Here is a 16,793-nt window from a genome sequence, read left to right as displayed (position 1 = left end):
TGAAATTAACAATCCCAGTCACTATAGTTCAGCAAATGTTAAGACTTATTACAGACTTCGATGGCCCGATTATGGATGTTTCGGAGCGATATTACCAGGTTTACCAGTTTTGTCTGGAGCATACGAAACGCCAAGATCAGCCTGTGAGAAAAATGTCTAAGGAAGAATTTTGGAGTTTGAAGCGATCGCGCGTACCAGAGCTACAAATCGGCGTTCTCTCCGGTTTAGATGAAGCGCAAGCCAAGGAATTTGCCGGACTGCGCCGTCAAACTGTCCATACGCTCCCCTATATGGCATACGATCAACTAGCTCCGGGAGCTGTAGAAGCTTTGGAAAAAGTACAGCAAGCTGGTGTCGATTTAGTAGTTATGACCATGCGCCGAGAGCTAGAGCTAGAATATGCCTTCAGCCGCTGCGATGTAGCGCGTTTTTTCCCTAAAGACCGCTGCTATCGACTTAGCAACGACTACGTTAAGACTCGCGACATTGATGACAAACCTTTGCTGATGGAACGAGCCATCAAGGAATTACCACCCGCGACTGATATATGGATGGTGGGAGATACTGAGGCTGACATAATAGCAGCCAAGAAACACAATATCAAGGTAATTGCGGTAACTTGTGGGATACGCGATCGCGCCCAAATAGAGCAATATCAACCAACAGAAATAGTCCACGACCTCAGCGAAGCCGTGGATTTAGTTTTGAGTCAGTCGCAGCCAGAACAAATTCTTCTAGCGTAGAAAGCTGCTGACCAGCCAGAGGATAATAAACGTCACTATTGCCTCGAATTGATTAGCACTCACACCGATAGAAGAAATTTGCTCCAAGAGCAGACTATTAAACAGCGTTCCCAATCCTATCCCCACCAACAACCCAAACAGCGTCAGCAGTACAGCGCGACCAAACTTTCGCTCTTTGCGATTGACAAAGAATAAAGTTAATCCGGCTCCCAAAGCCATATTCATTGGCAGCATTGAATCATTCGTACCTGGGTAGAGGAGACTCACGCCGCTCAATAGTAAAAACAAACCGCTAGGCCAAATAACCTCCTGTAAACTAGGCGTATCCACCAGCCGAGATAGCCAAGCCCCAGAACGGTTTACCGGAGGCGGAGCAAAATTGGGAGCGGGTGCTTCTCGCCGTTCTGGGAAACGAATCCGTTCAGGAACCTTAATTCTTCCCTCTTGGCGCATTTTAAGACGCTCCATTAAAATCGCATCGTAGGCAGCTTCCATAGTTTCCAGAAGCTCCTTTTCCCCATGATGCTCTTGAAGGAGACGCGATCGCGCCTCCTGAATTTCCTCAAACGTTGAGTCTTCTGTCAGCCCAAGCTTTTCGTAGGGATTTTGCTCGCTCATCCAAAACCTCCCAGAGATCCATTATTTATATCAGTCTTCATCGAATTTATTCAGCCGCCGAAGAGAAAAACCCTCAACATTCCCCTATGTTAGTTTCTAGCAACAAAAGAAAATGTTTACGCTCCAGACCCACGAGTTGCAAGCACTGTGTAAGTTAGCACAAGCGTGTTAAGCTAAGTGGCCGACACCCCCTCTACTCCCGGTTACTATAAGCATATTGCTCGTAGTACGTACCGTGCCAAGAGATGTTCTGTAGCTTTTTTCGCATGGAGTTGTCATAAATTAATACATTTGACAAAGTATCTATACATTTTCCATGAAGTTTTGCCATACTGGTTCATTGTTCTGTACCGTTCAAGTCCACAGGTACTGCCAAAAGAGCCGTTAACAGGTTTGCCTTGACCGGATGAGACTCATCCCCCTGCAAGTTAGTTTAGCCTGATCCTTCAACTCAAGCACTTGAGCCGAAAAACACTTTTACTAGCTCACTACCCCAGCCATCAGATGATTCCTCCCAGTGCGATCGGTAAAATTCATCTTTTCACCCAAAAAAGACATAAAACAAACCGTTTAAACCTTGATTTTGGAAAATTGTCCATTACAAGATATTTTCATCGCCTGGAGCGAGCGCCGATAATTGTCTAAAATGCTCATTACGCCATTAGGTTGGGAACACTAATTAAAGTGGGGAACTTTTGTTTAAGCGAAAATAAGCGCAAATTCTCCCCACGCAGCTCTTTCCTGAACACCTCTATTGTCCGTTAATCATAATCCAGTTTTTAGTGGAAAGTTATGGTCATGGCTTCCGCAACTCACAAAATTCTTGTCGTGGATGACGATCCTGCCATCCGGAATCTCATTCATCGGTTTTTAAGTCAGCAAAACTACCAAATGCAGTCTGCTGAAGACGGGAAGACAGCCCGCGCCGTCTTTGAGCAATTCAACCCAAACCTGGTGATTCTAGACGTGAATTTGCCGGACACGACTGGCTATCAACTCTGTAAGGAATTACAGGAACGCACAGATGTCTTGGTGCTGCTGTTGACAAGTCGCGCCGACGAAAACGATAAAATCCACGGGTTCTTGCAAGGCGCGGATGATTACATCACCAAGCCTTTTAGTTTAGGGGAACTGGGCGTGCGGGTAGGAGCGCTTTTCAAGCGTCACCGACCCCTGAAAGTCGCTGAACAACAACGTTTGATTTTTGACAAACTGGTTATCGATCCAGTGCGTAGGGAAGTGAATATTAGCGACCAGCCAATCCCCCTGACCGCCTTAGAATTTAATTTGCTACATTTTCTAGCGAGTCATCCGGGGCGAGTTTGGCGACGGGCAGAGTTGATCAAAGAAGTTTGGGCTTCCGAGTACATCGGAGATCCGAGAGTGGTTGACGTTCATATCGGTCAGATTCGCCGGAAAATTGAAATTGATTCGGCTCAGCCAGAGCTAATTCAAACCGTTCGAGGAGTAGGGTATAAGTTTGAGGTACCCAGTACAACTGAGCAGAATGGCAAAACAGAGCGCATTTAGGGGTATTTTTTGGGAATATCTACCATTTTAGATTTTGGATTTTTGAAACCAAAGTTTAGAGCAAGTTTTAGTCAATCAAAGGTGAAAAGCCTAAAACTGAATGGCGTTATGCCTGCTGTTGTCTGCTTATGAGTTTTATGCTGGGGGCTTGTAGCCCCTGCTATTTCCCCAAAGTTTAAATAAATCTACTACCCTAAGTGTTGGTGTCGCTGCTTTGTTAACCAACTGTTTTACCAATATTGACCCCAGCTTTAAAGCTTTGTCTTTCCCTGAGACAGATTTTGCAGGAGTACAGGTTTCTCCCAGTGGCAGCTAATTAATTGAATTTAGGCAGACAGGAGCAAAGAAGCGATCGCGCCAGATGCGATCGCCCCCGTTTCCTACTTTCCACCATCTAACTAGAAACTAGATAGAATCTTTATCCTTGTTGAGACGAGCTTGTGGCATGATTCTCAGAATTCACATCTGCCACTTTCTCACTTTCAGACGAGGGAAGGGTTTTTACTACTTGTTCTAAATTTTCTGCTTCCCGCTTAAACTCGCCCTCAAACTCTCTGGATGCTTCCTGAAACCCTCGAATCGCCTTACCCAGGCTGCGACCAACTTCTGGCAACTTCTTGGGGCCGAATATCAAAAGAGCCACAACCATTATCAGCGCCATTTCCGGCAGGCCAATGCCAAATACATTCATAGGTTTTTTCCTGCTTTCCTGACAAAAAAAACCCGGCATAGCCGGGAAAACTCGCGTGTTCTTCACTCACGGCGTTAAGCAAAGCCCCAAGGCTCAGAGCCTTGTAGCAGTTTATCAACCGCCTAGGCTTTTCCAATCCACATCCACACCATCAATCAAGAGCGTGGAGTTGTAAATTTGCAAAATAATCAGCAAAAAGACGAAAAATAGCGCCATGAAAACACCCATCAATCCAGTCGTACCCCAACCGGGAGCGACTTTTCCATATTCGGAGTTCAGGGGTTTGAGTCTATCTCCTAACCAAGTGCGTTGTGCCATAGATTACTAGCGACCAATCTCGACTGAAATTTTTAACGTTTTGTAATATTGTATAAGATAAGCTCTCATAAATTATTCAACCTATGGAACCCGCAACAGTTCTTAGCATTAGTATCTGTGCTTTTGTCGTCGCCATTACTGGACTTTCAATTTATACCTCTTTTGGCCCTCCTGCCAAGGAATTAAGCGATCCGTTTGAAGATCACGAAGACTAAAACTCACATTAGCCGTTGATGGGCACTTACACAAATCAAGCCCGCGCAGGCGGGCTAATCATTTTTGATGATTTCCAGAAACGCCTTTACGCCAAAATAACTAAACAAAAAACAGCTTTCCCTGTATCTTCTGATATTGTTCTCCAGAGTTGAGATGATTTTAACGCGCCTATGACTGCTCTGCTCAAAGAAATTCAACAGAGCCTGTTAAACACAATGGGTTATACCATTGAGGCGCTACCGGGAATTTTTCTGGCGATCGCGATCCTCTTTTTAACCCGTTACGGAGCCAATCTGGTGCGACAGATGGTCGCTAGAATTGGCAGGCGGGCGCTGAAAAACCCGTCCCTACGAGTGCTGCTAATGCAGACTTGTTTTGTCGGAACCTGGGTGGGGGGAGTTCTCTTTGCCTGTGTTGTTGCCTTTCCAGACTTGCGACTGGGTGACATCATTGGATTGCTGGGTCTAGGTTCTGTGGCGTTTGGCTTCGCCTTTCAAGATATTTTCAAAAATTTCCTGGCGGGAGTGCTGCTGCTGTTGCAGGAGCCTTTTCGGTTGGGCGATCAGGTGATTGTGGAGGGTTTCGAGGGTACTATTGAAGAAATTTCGATTCGCTCTACCCAAATTATGACTTATCAGGGAGAGCGTGTGGTACTGCCAAACGCGATCGTCTTCACTTCTCCGGTGCAGGTGCTAACTGCTATGACTCACCGCCGGACTGACTTGGAGATAGGGGTAGATTACAATACGCCAATCCCCCACGCGATCGCTACCCTCCAGAAAGCTGTGTCTGAAGTCGAGGGAGTTTTGCCAAAACCAGCGCCAGAAGTCGATGGTGTGGGCTTTGGTGATAGCTCAATTAACCTGGTGGTGCGCTATTGGACATTACCGCAAAAAATAGAGGTGCGCCGCACCAGAACAAAAGTAATGATCGCCCTGAAAGCAGCTTGCGATCGCGCTGACATTAACATTCCTTACCCTATCCGCACTCTTTACCATTACGACCAGCAGCAGTTTAATGATGCTTTCCCCGTCGCCGATGGTAAGGATAGATAGTTAAAATTTTGTAGGGTGGAAGCCCACCCTAGCTTTTAAACCAGCGCCACAGCCTTCGACTCAAAAATTTTCTCGATTACGTCCTCCACAACCTTATCGGGAGTTGAAGCTCCAGAAGTAATTCCCACTACAATTGAGCCAGCAGGTAGCCAATTCTCCTTTACTTCCAAATCGCCATGCAGCGGCTTATGCTCCACGCGATCGCCTGGGCCAATTCGTTCGGCGCTGTCGATATGATAAGACGGAATGCCCCTGTCAATGGCTATTTCTTGCAAATGTGTGGTATTGGAAGAATTGAAACCGCCAATCACCACCATTAAATCCAGCTTTTCATCTACTAGCTCAAACATTGCATCCTGGCGCTCTTGAGTAGCATCGCAGATAGTGTTAAAGCTTTGGAAATGCTCCGAAAGATTGGTTGGGCCATACTTTTGCATCATTGTCCGCTCAAATAGTTTACCGATTTGTTCGGTTTCGCTCTTGAGCATCGTCGTCTGGTTAGCAATGCCAATTTGCTCTAAATCTTTATCTGGGTCAAAGCCAGCCGAATAAGCGCGGTTGAATTTCACCATAAACTCATTGCGATCGCCGCCGTTGAGAATATAGTTAGCGACATACTCAGCTTGTGCCATATTTAGCACTACCAGGTACTTATCAGCAAAAGAACTGGTGGCGACTGTCTCTTCGTGGTTGTATTTGCCGTGGATAATGGAAGTGTAAGCTTTTTTCTTGTGTTTCTCGACAGTATTCCAGACTTTGGAAACCCAAGGGCAAGTTGTATCAACAATTGTGCAACCCTTATCGTTGAGCAGTTGCATTTCCTGAACACTGGCACCAAAGGCTGGTAAAATCACCACATCACCAGTATCGACTACAGAAAAATCTTTTTTCCCTTCCTCCAAGGCGATAAACCCGACTTGCATTTCCTGCAAGCGCTTATTTACAGAAGGGTTGTGAATAATTTCGTTAGTAATCCAAATTCGCTCGCTGGGGAAGTGGCGACGGGTTTCATAAGCCATTGCTACGGCGCGTTCCACACCCCAGCAAAAACCAAACGACTGTGCTAACCGGATGGTGACATTACCGCGTTTCAGGGTGTAGTTGTTTTCCCGAATCTGCTGAATTAAATTGCTTTGATATTCTGATTGGAGGACTCCGGCGACTTCCTCTTGATGACCAAAGCCCTTGCGATGGTAGTTCTCAGAACTGTTTAATGACCGTTTGAAGGCTTTTGTATCCATTTAGCCGTTTCCTGTGTGTTCTCTCTTATCTCCTTGTAAATCATAAATTGCCTGGATGCCTAGGGAAAGGTAAATTACCCTCGCTTCCTCGTTCCCAGGCTGAGGATGAGAACGAGAGGAGGGAGAATTTTAATTAATTTTGGCATTGGCGGGTTCTAGTTGCAGCCCCATGAACAGCACAAGCGCCGAACGCCAGACTAAATAGCCTTGGGAATTCAGGTGTAAGCCATCGGTAGTCAAATCGAGTTGCAAATCGCCTTGAGAATTGCTAAAGAGAGGATACAGGTTGAGATAATTGGCACCTTCCGAACGTGCGATCGCTTCTAGTTGTTGGTTAATCTTGCGGATGCGACTGTTGGGGACTTCAGACAAGCGATCGCGTGCGCGAAAGGTTGACCTAGCTCCACTGTGAGGCAAAATCGACTGAATCACAATCTCGGCTTGGGGATGAACTCGCCGCAGATAGCGGATAATCCGTCGCTGATTCGCCAAAATTGTCTGGTCTTTCCCTCCCCGAAGCAGATCGTTAATACCAATCATCACAAAAATCGTACTCGGTTCAGTTTGGTCAAATACATATAATCGGTTAAGCAACCCAGCGGAAGTATCGCCAGAAATTCCCTGATTTAGCCAAGTGCGATCACGCCTAGTCCCCGAAGGAGCATCGCTTGGCAATAGCTCAGGAGGAAACCATAAACTGAGGGAATCCCCAGCTAGGACAGTTAAATTTGGTGGTTTGTTTGCTGCTATTACCTCAGCTTCTCGCCCCAGCAAAGCCACCCACTGTTGATAAGACAACTGGTGGCGTTGTCCTAAAGTTGGTTGGGGAGCAAGGGTTTTACTCATCAGGCTGGTAGAGAGATCCGGCGGGGTTTGCATCTGCGATGTAGAATCGCTAGATTGAAATCTGGCTGGTAGCCACCGATCCCGATTCAGCAACAGGATCGTTGTTAGCATCAGCAGCCCGTTAGTAGCCAGGGAAATGAAAGCCCAAGCCGGAATCAAGGTTTTCGAGCGGGTAGACACACTTCTCAAATTCAGCATTTGAATTTGATTTTAAAGGCTATCAGCAATAAATTTGTTTAGTTTCACTCACTGGTAAAACTCATCCCCCTCCGAATTCATCTCCATAACCTTTAGGACTTACGCACTAGGAACCAGGAAATCAATTTCCTGGCTGAAAGCCCAAGTCAGTTGAAACTGACTAAAAAACCCGAACCAACCCATTTCAATGGGTTTGGGCTTTGAGCCGGAACTTTAGTTCACGGCAAGTGCGTAAGTCCTGAACCTTCTTCACGATGTTCGTTGATATCCATCCCTTGCATTTCGGCTTGTGGCTTGAGTCGCAGACCGACTGTAGCATCTAGGATTTTGAGAATGATGAAGGTGCCAGCGGGGGGGGATAATGTACGCGATCGCTCCCAGAAAAAGAAAAAGGCAAAAGAAAAAATTCTTTTGCCTTTTTCTTATACTTATTACCCTTTGCCTTTACTTGACATACTCTCCCGGTGAATTTGGCATTCCACCGTGCTTACCAGTCTCAGCAAAACCACCTGCACCTGCTTCCTTGGCAAATCCGCTGTAGGCTTCCATACCGTGTTCGCCGATATCCAAGCCTTCAAACTCCTCTTCAGGCTTAACTCGGATACCAAGGGTCGCCTTAAGCACCATCCAGAGGATTGTACTCAGTAGAACTGTCATGCCGCCTACTGAAACAACGCCAATCAGCTGAGTGATGAACTGTGAAGGGCCACCACCCAACAGTAACCCTTTCGTTGGGCCAAGACCTTCGCCGTACCAGGAGTAGACACCAGGGCCGACGCTGAATAACCCCACTGCCAAACTACCCCAAATACCACAGACAAGGTGAACCGAAGTAGCACCCACTGGGTCATCAATCTTCATCTTGTCAAAGAAGGTGACAGCGAAAACTACCACAACTCCGGCAATCAAACCAATGATCAAAGCACTACCAATGCTGATGAAAGCACAGGGGGCTGTAACTGCCACCAAGCCTGCCAAAATGCCATTGATAATCATCGACAGATCCGGCTTACCAAGATACAACCAAGCTGTAGCTGTAGCGGCGATTCCACCCGCAGCTGCCCCCATGTTGGTTGTCAGGGCAATGTGGGTAATGGCGTTGGGATCGGCAGCCATTGTGGAGCCTGGGTTGAAACCAAACCAGCCCAACCAGAGAATTAAACAGCCCAAGGTGGCAATGCTTAGGTTGTGACCAGGGAAAGCAACACTCTGCCCGTCTTGATATTTTCCTAGGCGTGGCCCCAAGAATGCCGCTCCCATCAAAGCTGCCCAACCACCAACCGAGTGAATTACAGTTGATCCAGCAAAATCCCAGAAACCTCTCGTAGCCAGCCAGCCACCACCCCAAATCCAGTGTCCGGTGATTGGGTAGATAATACCTACGAGTATGAGGCTGAAGATTAAGAAGTCAACAAACTTAATCCGTTCCGCAACTGCTCCAGAAACAATTGTGGCGGCGGTTCCGGCAAATACTAGCTGGAACAAAAACTTAGCAGCTAGAGGGACACCAGCCCATTTGAGAGAGCTAAAGACGCCTTGATAGGCATCGTTTGTGGCGGGACTGTTATCGGCTCCACCTAAGAAAAATCCATTGAGTCCGATGAAGGGGTTGCCATCTCCGAACATCAAGCCAAAACCAATCGCCCAAAAAGCAACAGTAGCCAAAGCAAACACGATCAAGTTCTTGGCAAGAACGTTGACGGCGTTTTTCTGGCGGCAAAAACCAGTTTCTAACATACAAAAACCAGCGTTCATAAAGAACACTAGGAAGGCAGCGATCGCTACCCACAAAGTATCCAATGCTACCTTTAGCTCCGCTGTTGTCGGGCCAGCGGCTGCCGGAGCATCTTGGGCAACTGCCGAGTAACCCCACAGCATCACAATGATTGTGGCTATAGGAATGCAAGCTTGCCAGCTCGGAGTTAACCTCTTAATAGCAGTCTGTAACTGCTTCCACATCATGGCGCTCCGAGGGGAGTAAGGTAGCCCATTTGAAGAAAGTCGCTTACTTTTAGTCCTCGACTTCTTCTTTTTTATCTTTAGTCTAGAGATCATCAGTGCAGTTTCCTTGCCGCTTAAAACACATCCAACAGTTTCGCAATCGGGGTAAATTTAGCCCTCTGAAGCGGTAAATGACCTATTTGTAGAAACAACCCCACAGGGATTCAAGACGCTATTGGCGTTTGGAAAAATTGTAATTTTGCCTTTTAAGTCCTTAGATTTTGTATTTTCTTCATCACAAATTCTGTATAATAGAATACACTTCCTTGTTTAATACTTTAGAGAGTTGACCAAAAAAGAATTTTTCCAAAGTCTTAGCTACAGGCAGTTGTAGCCTGTAGCTAAAGTATACCTTTCGGGGGATGAATAAAATCTAGAGTAAGATAATACAATATTTTCAGCTCATTGAGTGTAAATTTTTATATAGAACCGATTTGGTAAAAAGTTTTAGTAATTTGTCTGATTGCTGCACAAAGATGTTGTACGATTTTATTTGAATCGTGCAACGCTTAAATTTATAAAACTTGCTACGGGCAAGGGTTTCACAATCCTTGCATCCAAATTACTCTTAGAGCCTTTCCTCTAAATACTGCTTGTAGCCCAGTTCATCTAACCGCCCTTGCTTTTCCATAACAGATTGGGCTAAATTTTGGCGATACTGCTGGACTCGTTCAAGTAATTTTGGTTGGTGGGAAGCTAATATTTGCACAGCCAATAAACCAGCATTTTTCGCATTGCCAATAGCGACAGTGGCGACGGGAATTCCCCCTGGCATTTGCACGATGGAATAGAGAGAATCGACACCCTGCAAATGACGGCTAGCGACTGGCACTCCAATCACAGGCAAGGGTGTTAAAGCAGCAACCATTCCCGGCAGATGGGCCGCGCCACCAGCACCAGCGATAATAACTTTAATGCCGCGTTGGTGGGCGTGTTGGGCATATTCTACCATCCGTTCAGGGGTGCGGTGGGCGCTGACGATCGCTACCTCGCAGTTAACGCTGAATTCTTCACAGACTGCGATCGCGTCTTGCATAGTGGGCAAATCGGAATCGCTGCCCATGATAATACCAACTAGGGGTTGAGTCATGCGATTTTAGATTTGGGATAATCGAATTGTGAATATTATCAACGTTAGACTGCCTGGATATCAAGGATTACAGGAAATTTCCGTTACACAAGGCACAATTGAGAAAATCTCACCGATGCGCGTCTTTGAAAAAGGAATGCGATCGCCAGATGGACTCTTAGATGTAGGAGGCGAGTGGCTTTCTCTGGGAGGTGTGGATTTGCAGATTAACGGGGCGCTAGGGTTAGCATTTCCAGAGGTTAATTTAGAAAATAACCATAAAATACCCGAAATTTCTAAATTATTGTGGGAACAGGGTGTAGATGGATTTTTGCCCACTATCGTCACGACATCAGTAGAGAATATACAGCGATCGCTATCCATTTTCGCTGATGCCTCCGCCCAGCAGAACGATAAAGCCAGCGCCCAGATTTTGGGAGTTCATCTAGAAGGGCCATTTCTGAATTACCAAAAGCGCGGCGCACACCCAGCAGAGTATTTATTGCCCCTGACAATTGACAACGTGAAGCGAATCTTAGGGGATTACGCCAGTATTGTCAAAGTAATCACCTTGGCACCAGAATTAGATGATGGGGAAGCAATAGAGTATTTGCGATCGCTTGGCATTATCATCAGTCTCGGACACTCCCAAGCCACAGAAACTCAAGCGCAACGTGCCTTTAAAACGGGTGCAACAATGGTGACTCATGCCTTCAACGCCATGCCCAGTTTACATCACCGAGAACCCGGATTACTCGGAGCAGCAATCGTCCATCCTGACGTGATGTGTGGTTTAATTGCCGATGGTCAGCACGTCTCCCCGACAATGATCCAGATGCTGCTATGCGCCAGCGACTACGAAAAAGGCATATTTTTAGTTAGCGACGCATTATCACCATTGGGGCTACCAGACGGCATTTACCCGTGGGATACTCGGCAAATAGAAGTAAAAAATGGTACAGCAAGACTACCAGATGGCACCCTTTCCGGGACAACATTACCGCTATTGGTGGGAGTGCAGAATTTAGTCAAGTGGGGGATTTGTCAAATAGAGGATGCGATCGCTCTAGCAACCATAGCACCCCGTCGCGCCATAGGGTTGCTCAAAGAACCATCAAAACGCGATCGCCAAAAAAACAACGAAACCAGTCCCTACCTCAGTCAACCCGCTCATCAACTGCTGCGCTGGCATCTAGACGAAGCAACCAAAGAGCTAACCTGGCAGCGTTTATTTCCCAATGCTTAAGGTATTCAGATGCACAAAGCCCTGGCGAAGGTTTTCACGGCTATACAGAATCTCATCCCCGAAGGGTAAACTAGCGGAGAACCAAGGGAATTGAAACCTGCGTAGGCAGGTTTAGTTTGTCTAGCAGCGGTTTCCACCGCCTAATACGGCTCAACTAATACTACTGACCTCGCACAATGGTAAGTTTAAGCGTTGGGAACAGTTACAATAAAAACCAATTTCATGAACGCAGCAGACGACAAAACGATAGTAAAAGACTACTTCAACTCCACCGGATTCGATCGGTGGCGGCGCATCTACGGCGACGGCGAAGTTAATAAAGTCCAACTAGACATCCGCGAAGGGCATCAGCAGACAGTTGAGACTGTCATCAGCTGGCTAACAGACGATGGCAATTTAGCAACTCTCTCCATTTGCGATGCCGGATGTGGTGTTGGTAGCCTCAGCATTCCCCTCGCCCAAGCTGGTGCCAAACTCTACGCCAGCGACATCTCCGAAAAAATGGTAGGAGAAGCCAAAGAAAGAGCCGAAGCACTTTTAGGGAACAATAGCAATCCTACGTTCACCGTGCAGGATTTGGAAACATTGAGCGGTAAATATCACACCGTGATTTGTCTGGATGTGTTAATTCACTATCCCCAAGACAAAGCCGCCGAGATGATTTCTCATCTGTGTTCAATGGCAGAATCTCGGATAATTCTCAGCTTTGCACCCAAAACTTTAGCCCTCAGTTTGCTTAAGAAAATCGGCAGTTTCTTCCCAGGCCCCAGCAAAGCAACTCGCGCTTACCTGCACCGCGAAGCTGATGTCGTGAAGATTCTGGAAAGTAACGGTTTTGTCATTCAGCGCAAAGCAATGACTAAGACTCGCTTTTATTTTTCTCGCCTACTGGAAGCTACCCGAAACTGAGGTTAAGATCGCGGCAGTCTTGAATATATCAACTGCCCTATGAAGCTGATTAAGAAACTATCTGCGGGTTTACTACTTACCTTTGGCGGTCTGGTTCTATTAGTCCCATTAATCGTTTTTACGATGCCAAACCAGGATGCTAGCCCGGAGGATAAGCAGGAAGATAGAGATGCGGCTTTAGGAGGTTTAGCTTTAGGGCTACCCGCAGTAGCTTTGGGAGGATGGCTGGCAAGGGGATTGCAAAAACAATACTCCAAAGAAACACGCGATCGCCTCCAGTCTATCTTTTATCGGCTCATCCAAGACGGCGACGGCACCATTACAACATTGCGCTTTGCAGCAGAGGCGCAGCTATCAGGCAAAGAAGCCAAGCAGTATTTGGATGAAAAAGCGAAAGAGTTCGATGCCAATTTTGATGTTAATTCAGAGGGAGGAATTTCCTATCGATTCAATCTTTAGGATTTAAAATTGAAGAGAACTACTCTTAGGACTCGGCTGAGAAAATGACGCGGATTTTTTTGAGTATAGCCGCCATCCTCGGCGCTACATCTGTCGCCTTTGGTGCTTTTGCTGCCCATGCTTTAAGGGAAAAACTAACTGAAAGGGCGACAGAAATTTTTGAAACTGGCGCTCGTTATCAGATGTATCACGCTTTGGCGCTGTTAATGGTAGCATTATTATTAAGTCGTGCCGAAGCAGCACACTCAAGCCTGGTGGCGGCTGGATATGCCTTCATCGTTGGCGTGGCGTTGTTCTCTGGTAGTTTGTATGCTTTAAGCCTTACAGGTGTTAAATGGCTGGGAGCAATTACTCCACTAGGAGGAGTAGCATTTATTGTAGGCTGGGGTTGCCTGTTTGTCGCCGTCCTCAGGTTTAAATAATTAACACAATGTACGTGTACGATACGACTTTTTCTTAGCTCCCTTTTCAAGGGGGGTTGGGGAGATCAAATATTGTAGCCTTGCCAAATAAAATTAGTATAAATCCAATGAAATTAATACCTGAACTTAATAACCTTGAAGAATATCTAGCGCCATCAGAAGTCATCGATTATAACATAGAAAGCATACAAAATATCGCCAAGAATTTATCTGCCAATGTTGAGAATGATGATATTCATTTAGCTAAAACGGTATATGAGTATGTTCGAGATGAAATTTCCCATTCATTCGATATAAACAGCGATACCGTCACCTGCAATGCTTCCGATGTCTTGAAATACAAACAAGGTATTTGCTATGCAAAATCACATTTACTAGCTGCCATCTTACGATATTTAGGAATCCCCACCGGACTTTGCTATCAAAAGCTTATTGTAGATGATACTGATAAACCGTGGTTCAGCTTACATGGTTTGAACGCAATTTATTTGAGAAGTTTAAATAGATGGATTAGAGCTGATGCCCGTGGTAATAAAGAAGGAGTAGCAGCAGAATTTAGTATTGATACAGAAATGCTTGCATATCCTGTGAGGGAAGAACTAGGCGAGAGAGATTACCCCACCATTTATGCCAAAGCGAATAAAAATGTTATTAAAGCTTTAAAAGATAGTAATAATCGTGAAGATTTAATTAAAAATTTGCCGCCAGAATTATAATTTCACCTATTAATTGTAGGTTAGTTTGAGCGGTAGCGAAACCGAACGCCCACAAGTATTTGTTAGGTGAGGTTTTTTAACTAAACCTACCCTAACTTGTTTGTAAAAGATGCTAACCGTACCCTCACCAGCAAGTCATTCAGCGCAGGCTTGGCAGAAGGCGATGCCGGTAGGGTACTGTTTTGACTCGCCTCTTCTAATTCACCTAATAATCGTTCATATTCGCTCAGGTGAAATGCCATATCAGCATCTTCCAAAACAGATTTTTCTGCTCCTGCTAACTTCCGCTCAATCAAGTCAGGAATGTAAGGTAATTTGAATAATTCATTCAACTGCACTAAGTTGGCTTCGATTACACCCGTTCGCATTAGATGAATACCAGTTAATAACACCCGATAAACATAAAGCAGGGGTTTAACTCGCCGCCGTTCTTCTTTGGCAAAAAGTTTCCATTGCGTCTGAGCAAAGCCTAAATAATGATGGCTATGATGGCGGGTGATGCAGCCTTTGGCAATGTCTTTCAATTCCTCGTGTTCAGGCGTAGTGTGCAGGATTAAAGGCGAATATAGCTGTTCTAAAACATAGCCATTCTTTTTAAGTAATAGCGAAAAGAACTTTTTCACATCGTGAGTTACCAAGTCAATTTCTAGATTGTCGCGTAATTCTGAGACTTCAATAGTTTCCCGTCCAGTATCTAAGCCAACAACCTCTGATACTGGCAGAATGTGCGAACCACGTAAATCATAATCAGAATCAGGCGATGGGAAACCATACAGATGTGCGCCGCTGATTGTGGCAAATAAAAGCGGATAGGGTTGGTCAGAAATTACCGGGAGTAGTTGCTGCATTGTCGCCATAATTTATTTTAAGGGGAGGTAGAGCCTCCCAAGTTTCGTTACCCAGCTTACGCCTGGTAACGAGAAAACTACTCAGGAACGAAGTTTCTCCGCTTTGCAATAAAGTTTCATCGGCGCTTCGCTGAAGTATTTAAACAAAGCGGGACATAGCCACCCTTCCATGTTATTCGACTCCCAGCGATACCAGTTGCCATTGTATTCTTGTCTCAACAAAGTTAATTCTGCTTGATATCCGGGGAAAGGGTTTCCAGAAAACAAAAGTTTGAAACCTTTCTCAGCATTGGGAATGTCTTGAACGAGAATATCAATCATTTCCGGAATGCCGCTGACAAATGGCTCTCGTACAAGTCCAACTCGCTCATCATCAAATACCCAAGTGTACTCACGATAGGGGAAAATCACCATCATTGCATTAGACATTAAATTAATCTCCTTTCAAATTTCTCTCAAAATTATTTCTCTTTTTAGGGTTTAAAATCTAAACCATGCTTCTACGCGCCTTGATTAAAAAAGCATTAGCTTTTTCATAATCTGGACGTTCTGGCAGAGATGTCACGGCAAAAGCATCATCAAACTGCTTGTGCAAGCTTAAACGCCAAGCGGTGACTTCTTCCCAAGGAACTTCACCGTAGCGGATAGACATCAATTGTTGCCGATGTTCTTCGACGCGCACCGGGACAAAACCTTCTTTCAGCACCGCGATACCGGATAACAAGAGGCGAATTAGGTGCATGGCGTGTTTCCATTTGATTTCGCCTTTGGTGCGGATGTCTTGTTCAAGTTTTTTGAACTGAGACATCACATATCCGTTATATGTCTGATAAACTAACTGAGAGAGAAAAATAGACCGAATTGCCAGTAATTCCTCAACCAGGGGCATCGCCTTTTCTACCAGTGGCGTGTAAAGGCACTCTAAGACGTTCGGGTTGGCTTTGAGTGCGAGTGTCAGAAATTTCTGGAGTTCCCAGTAGCATTCCTCGGTGTCTTTGTTGTCCAACTGCTCCGGGAGACCGTAGAGCGACCAGTGCATATCAGCTGGTGGTAAGTATATGCCACGTCGGTCAATGTCGGAGTTGGCATCATCTAGACCGTAAGCTTTAGAACCGACGATACAGCGGTAAATCACATAATCGTAAAGGTCGAAATCAGATAAGTAGGCTGCTGGTTGCAAACCTTCTTTTTGCCAGTCTTTACGGATGGTAAGTTCACTTCGGCACAGGGATGCAACGCTTCCATCGGGAAACTCGACGCGGTAGGCGTGGGAGTTGTCTTGAGGCGATTTAATGATAACGCCGACACTGCCGCGAGTATGCACCGCCTCATCTTGAATATCGACGCGAGTTACTACCTGTGTTCCGACTGGCAAAATTAAGTTGGGATTCATGGGATTGGGGATTGGGGATTGGGGATGGAGAATTGGGGATGGAGAATTGGGGATTGGGGATTGGGAGGACTATTACCCACTCCCTTGTTTCTAGTCCCTAGTCCCTAATCCCTAGTCCCCTTCCCCTCCTAGGTAGTGCCAAAGATGTAATGATATAGAGATAGACCTGACGTTGTTCTTTTTCTCATGCCTGGTTGTCCCAACTGTGCTTCCTCCAAAACAGTCAAAAACGGTCACATTCATAACGGTAAACAGCGATTTAAGTGTCATGAGT

General features: G+C 45.7%; 19 protein-coding genes. 9 read left to right on the top strand and 10 right to left on the bottom strand.

Features of this window, described 5'->3' with window-relative positions:
* The first annotated feature begins 35 nt into the window (after positions 1-35).
* Complete coding sequence (locus H6F63_RS20975; protein WP_190639416.1) at positions 36-743, top strand: HAD family hydrolase; 708 nt, start codon at positions 36-38, stop codon at positions 741-743.
* On the opposite strand, the gene H6F63_RS20970 is transcribed toward H6F63_RS20975, so the two are convergent.
* Entirely contained in the window at positions 735-1,361 is a 627-nt protein-coding gene (locus H6F63_RS20970; protein ID WP_190639401.1) for a CPP1-like family protein, read from the bottom strand. The genes H6F63_RS20975 and H6F63_RS20970 overlap by 9 nt on opposite strands.
* Before the next feature lie 792 nt (positions 1,362-2,153).
* Between H6F63_RS20970 and H6F63_RS20965 the strand changes: the two genes are divergently transcribed.
* Positions 2,154-2,891 (top strand): response regulator, encoded by a 738-nt coding sequence (locus H6F63_RS20965; RefSeq protein WP_190420016.1) that lies wholly within the window; start codon positions 2,154-2,156, stop codon positions 2,889-2,891.
* A gap of 418 nt (positions 2,892-3,309) precedes the next feature.
* On the opposite strand, the gene H6F63_RS20960 is transcribed toward H6F63_RS20965, so the two are convergent.
* A complete protein-coding gene (locus tag H6F63_RS20960) occupies positions 3,310-3,582 on the bottom strand; it encodes a TatA/E family twin arginine-targeting protein translocase (RefSeq protein WP_190451950.1) in 273 nt (90 codons plus the stop codon).
* Positions 3,583-3,696: 114 nt separating this feature from the next.
* A complete protein-coding gene (gene psbH / locus H6F63_RS20955; RefSeq protein ID WP_190420020.1) occupies positions 3,697-3,900 on the bottom strand; it encodes a photosystem II reaction center protein PsbH in 204 nt (67 codons plus the stop codon).
* An 83-nt stretch (positions 3,901-3,983) separates the two neighbouring features.
* Between psbH and psbN the strand changes: the two genes are divergently transcribed.
* Both psbN and H6F63_RS20945 read left to right on the top strand, forming a co-directional pair.
* Positions 3,984-4,115, top strand: coding sequence for a photosystem II reaction center protein PsbN (gene psbN / locus H6F63_RS20950; protein WP_190420022.1), 132 nt, complete (start codon positions 3,984-3,986; stop codon positions 4,113-4,115).
* 171 nt (positions 4,116-4,286) lie between these two features.
* On the top strand, positions 4,287-5,171 hold the full coding sequence (locus H6F63_RS20945; protein WP_190639400.1) for a mechanosensitive ion channel family protein: 885 nt from the start codon (positions 4,287-4,289) through the stop codon (positions 5,169-5,171).
* Positions 5,172-5,206: 35 nt separating this feature from the next.
* Here H6F63_RS20945 and H6F63_RS20940 read toward each other — a convergent pair whose 3' ends face one another.
* From H6F63_RS20940 to purE, 4 genes are all read right to left on the bottom strand, one after another.
* Positions 5,207-6,412 (bottom strand): 4-hydroxy-3-methylbut-2-enyl diphosphate reductase, encoded by a 1,206-nt coding sequence (locus tag H6F63_RS20940; RefSeq protein WP_190639398.1) that lies wholly within the window; start codon positions 6,410-6,412, stop codon positions 5,207-5,209.
* A gap of 129 nt (positions 6,413-6,541) precedes the next feature.
* The gene (locus H6F63_RS20935; RefSeq protein WP_199298188.1) at positions 6,542-7,456 is read right to left on the bottom strand and encodes an SGNH/GDSL hydrolase family protein; all 915 of its coding nucleotides are present in this window, start codon (positions 7,454-7,456) and stop codon (positions 6,542-6,544) included.
* Positions 7,457-7,900: 444 nt separating this feature from the next.
* Positions 7,901-9,511, bottom strand: a complete 1,611-nt coding sequence (locus tag H6F63_RS20925) for an ammonium transporter (RefSeq protein WP_190639397.1) — start codon at positions 9,509-9,511, stop codon at positions 7,901-7,903.
* A 514-nt stretch (positions 9,512-10,025) separates the two neighbouring features.
* Entirely contained in the window at positions 10,026-10,547 is a 522-nt protein-coding gene (gene purE / locus H6F63_RS20920; RefSeq protein WP_190639396.1) for a 5-(carboxyamino)imidazole ribonucleotide mutase, read from the bottom strand.
* A gap of 28 nt (positions 10,548-10,575) precedes the next feature.
* Between purE and nagA the strand changes: the two genes are divergently transcribed.
* From nagA to H6F63_RS20895, 5 genes are all read left to right on the top strand, one after another.
* Positions 10,576-11,772 (top strand): N-acetylglucosamine-6-phosphate deacetylase, encoded by a 1,197-nt coding sequence (gene nagA / locus H6F63_RS20915; protein WP_347276822.1) that lies wholly within the window; start codon positions 10,576-10,578, stop codon positions 11,770-11,772.
* Between the two features lie 222 nt (positions 11,773-11,994).
* Positions 11,995-12,681 (top strand): magnesium protoporphyrin IX methyltransferase, encoded by a 687-nt coding sequence (gene bchM, locus H6F63_RS20910; protein ID WP_190438144.1) that lies wholly within the window; start codon positions 11,995-11,997, stop codon positions 12,679-12,681.
* A gap of 39 nt (positions 12,682-12,720) precedes the next feature.
* Positions 12,721-13,140, top strand: coding sequence for a hypothetical protein (locus H6F63_RS20905; protein WP_190639395.1), 420 nt, complete (start codon positions 12,721-12,723; stop codon positions 13,138-13,140).
* Between the two features lie 44 nt (positions 13,141-13,184).
* Complete coding sequence (locus tag H6F63_RS20900; protein WP_190639394.1) at positions 13,185-13,562, top strand: DUF423 domain-containing protein; 378 nt, start codon at positions 13,185-13,187, stop codon at positions 13,560-13,562.
* Between the two features lie 80 nt (positions 13,563-13,642).
* Positions 13,643-14,278, top strand: coding sequence for a transglutaminase family protein (locus H6F63_RS20895; protein ID WP_242020001.1), 636 nt, complete (start codon positions 13,643-13,645; stop codon positions 14,276-14,278).
* Between the two features lie 86 nt (positions 14,279-14,364).
* Here the strand turns inward: H6F63_RS20895 and H6F63_RS20890 are convergent, their stop codons facing one another.
* The 3 genes from H6F63_RS20890 to H6F63_RS20880 form a co-directional block, all read right to left on the bottom strand.
* The gene (locus tag H6F63_RS20890; RefSeq protein ID WP_190639393.1) at positions 14,365-15,135 is read right to left on the bottom strand and encodes a nucleotidyltransferase domain-containing protein; all 771 of its coding nucleotides are present in this window, start codon (positions 15,133-15,135) and stop codon (positions 14,365-14,367) included.
* A 72-nt stretch (positions 15,136-15,207) separates the two neighbouring features.
* Positions 15,208-15,555: a DUF6717 family protein gene (locus H6F63_RS20885; protein ID WP_190442279.1), complete on the bottom strand. Its 348-nt coding sequence runs from the start codon at positions 15,553-15,555 to the stop codon at positions 15,208-15,210.
* Positions 15,556-15,613: 58 nt separating this feature from the next.
* Positions 15,614-16,519, bottom strand: a complete 906-nt coding sequence (locus H6F63_RS20880) for a nucleotidyltransferase domain-containing protein (RefSeq protein ID WP_190639392.1) — start codon at positions 16,517-16,519, stop codon at positions 15,614-15,616.
* Positions 16,520-16,793: the final 274 nt, after the last annotated feature.

Origin of the sequence: Trichocoleus sp. FACHB-40 (assembly GCF_014695915.1) — a bacterium.
In the GTDB taxonomy this organism is placed as follows: Bacteria; Cyanobacteriota; Cyanobacteriia; order Cyanobacteriales; family FACHB-T130; genus Funiculus; species Funiculus sociatus.
The sequence above is the reverse complement of the archived record's forward strand: the minus strand, read 5'-3'. Positions and strand labels throughout refer to the sequence as shown.

Bases quoted from the DNA above. Each gene is read 5' to 3' on its own strand.
- H6F63_RS20885 (WP_190442279.1), bottom strand. From the start codon at position 15,555: ATGTCTAATGCAATGATGGTGATTTTCCCCTATCGTGAGTACACTTGG.
- H6F63_RS20970 (WP_190639401.1), bottom strand. From the start codon at position 1,361: ATGAGCGAGCAAAATCCCTACGAAAAGCTTGGGCTGACAGAAGACTCA.
- H6F63_RS20900 (WP_190639394.1), top strand. From the start codon at position 13,185: ATGACGCGGATTTTTTTGAGTATAGCCGCCATCCTCGGCGCTACATCT.
- H6F63_RS20975 (WP_190639416.1), top strand. From the start codon at position 36: ATGTTAAGACTTATTACAGACTTCGATGGCCCGATTATGGATGTTTCG.
- H6F63_RS20890 (WP_190639393.1), bottom strand. From the start codon at position 15,135: ATGGCGACAATGCAGCAACTACTCCCGGTAATTTCTGACCAACCCTAT.
- H6F63_RS20940 (WP_190639398.1), bottom strand. From the start codon at position 6,412: ATGGATACAAAAGCCTTCAAACGGTCATTAAACAGTTCTGAGAACTAC.
- psbN (WP_190420022.1), top strand. From the start codon at position 3,984: ATGGAACCCGCAACAGTTCTTAGCATTAGTATCTGTGCTTTTGTCGTC.
- H6F63_RS20960 (WP_190451950.1), bottom strand. From the start codon at position 3,582: ATGAATGTATTTGGCATTGGCCTGCCGGAAATGGCGCTGATAATGGTT.
- psbH (WP_190420020.1), bottom strand. From the start codon at position 3,900: ATGGCACAACGCACTTGGTTAGGAGATAGACTCAAACCCCTGAACTCC.
- purE (WP_190639396.1), bottom strand. From the start codon at position 10,547: ATGACTCAACCCCTAGTTGGTATTATCATGGGCAGCGATTCCGATTTG.
- H6F63_RS20880 (WP_190639392.1), bottom strand. From the start codon at position 16,519: ATGAATCCCAACTTAATTTTGCCAGTCGGAACACAGGTAGTAACTCGC.
- H6F63_RS20935 (WP_199298188.1), bottom strand. From the start codon at position 7,456: ATGCTGAATTTGAGAAGTGTGTCTACCCGCTCGAAAACCTTGATTCCG.
- H6F63_RS20925 (WP_190639397.1), bottom strand. From the start codon at position 9,511: ATGATCTCTAGACTAAAGATAAAAAAGAAGAAGTCGAGGACTAAAAGT.
- bchM (WP_190438144.1), top strand. From the start codon at position 11,995: ATGAACGCAGCAGACGACAAAACGATAGTAAAAGACTACTTCAACTCC.
- H6F63_RS20965 (WP_190420016.1), top strand. From the start codon at position 2,154: ATGGTCATGGCTTCCGCAACTCACAAAATTCTTGTCGTGGATGACGAT.
- H6F63_RS20945 (WP_190639400.1), top strand. From the start codon at position 4,287: ATGACTGCTCTGCTCAAAGAAATTCAACAGAGCCTGTTAAACACAATG.
- H6F63_RS20905 (WP_190639395.1), top strand. From the start codon at position 12,721: ATGAAGCTGATTAAGAAACTATCTGCGGGTTTACTACTTACCTTTGGC.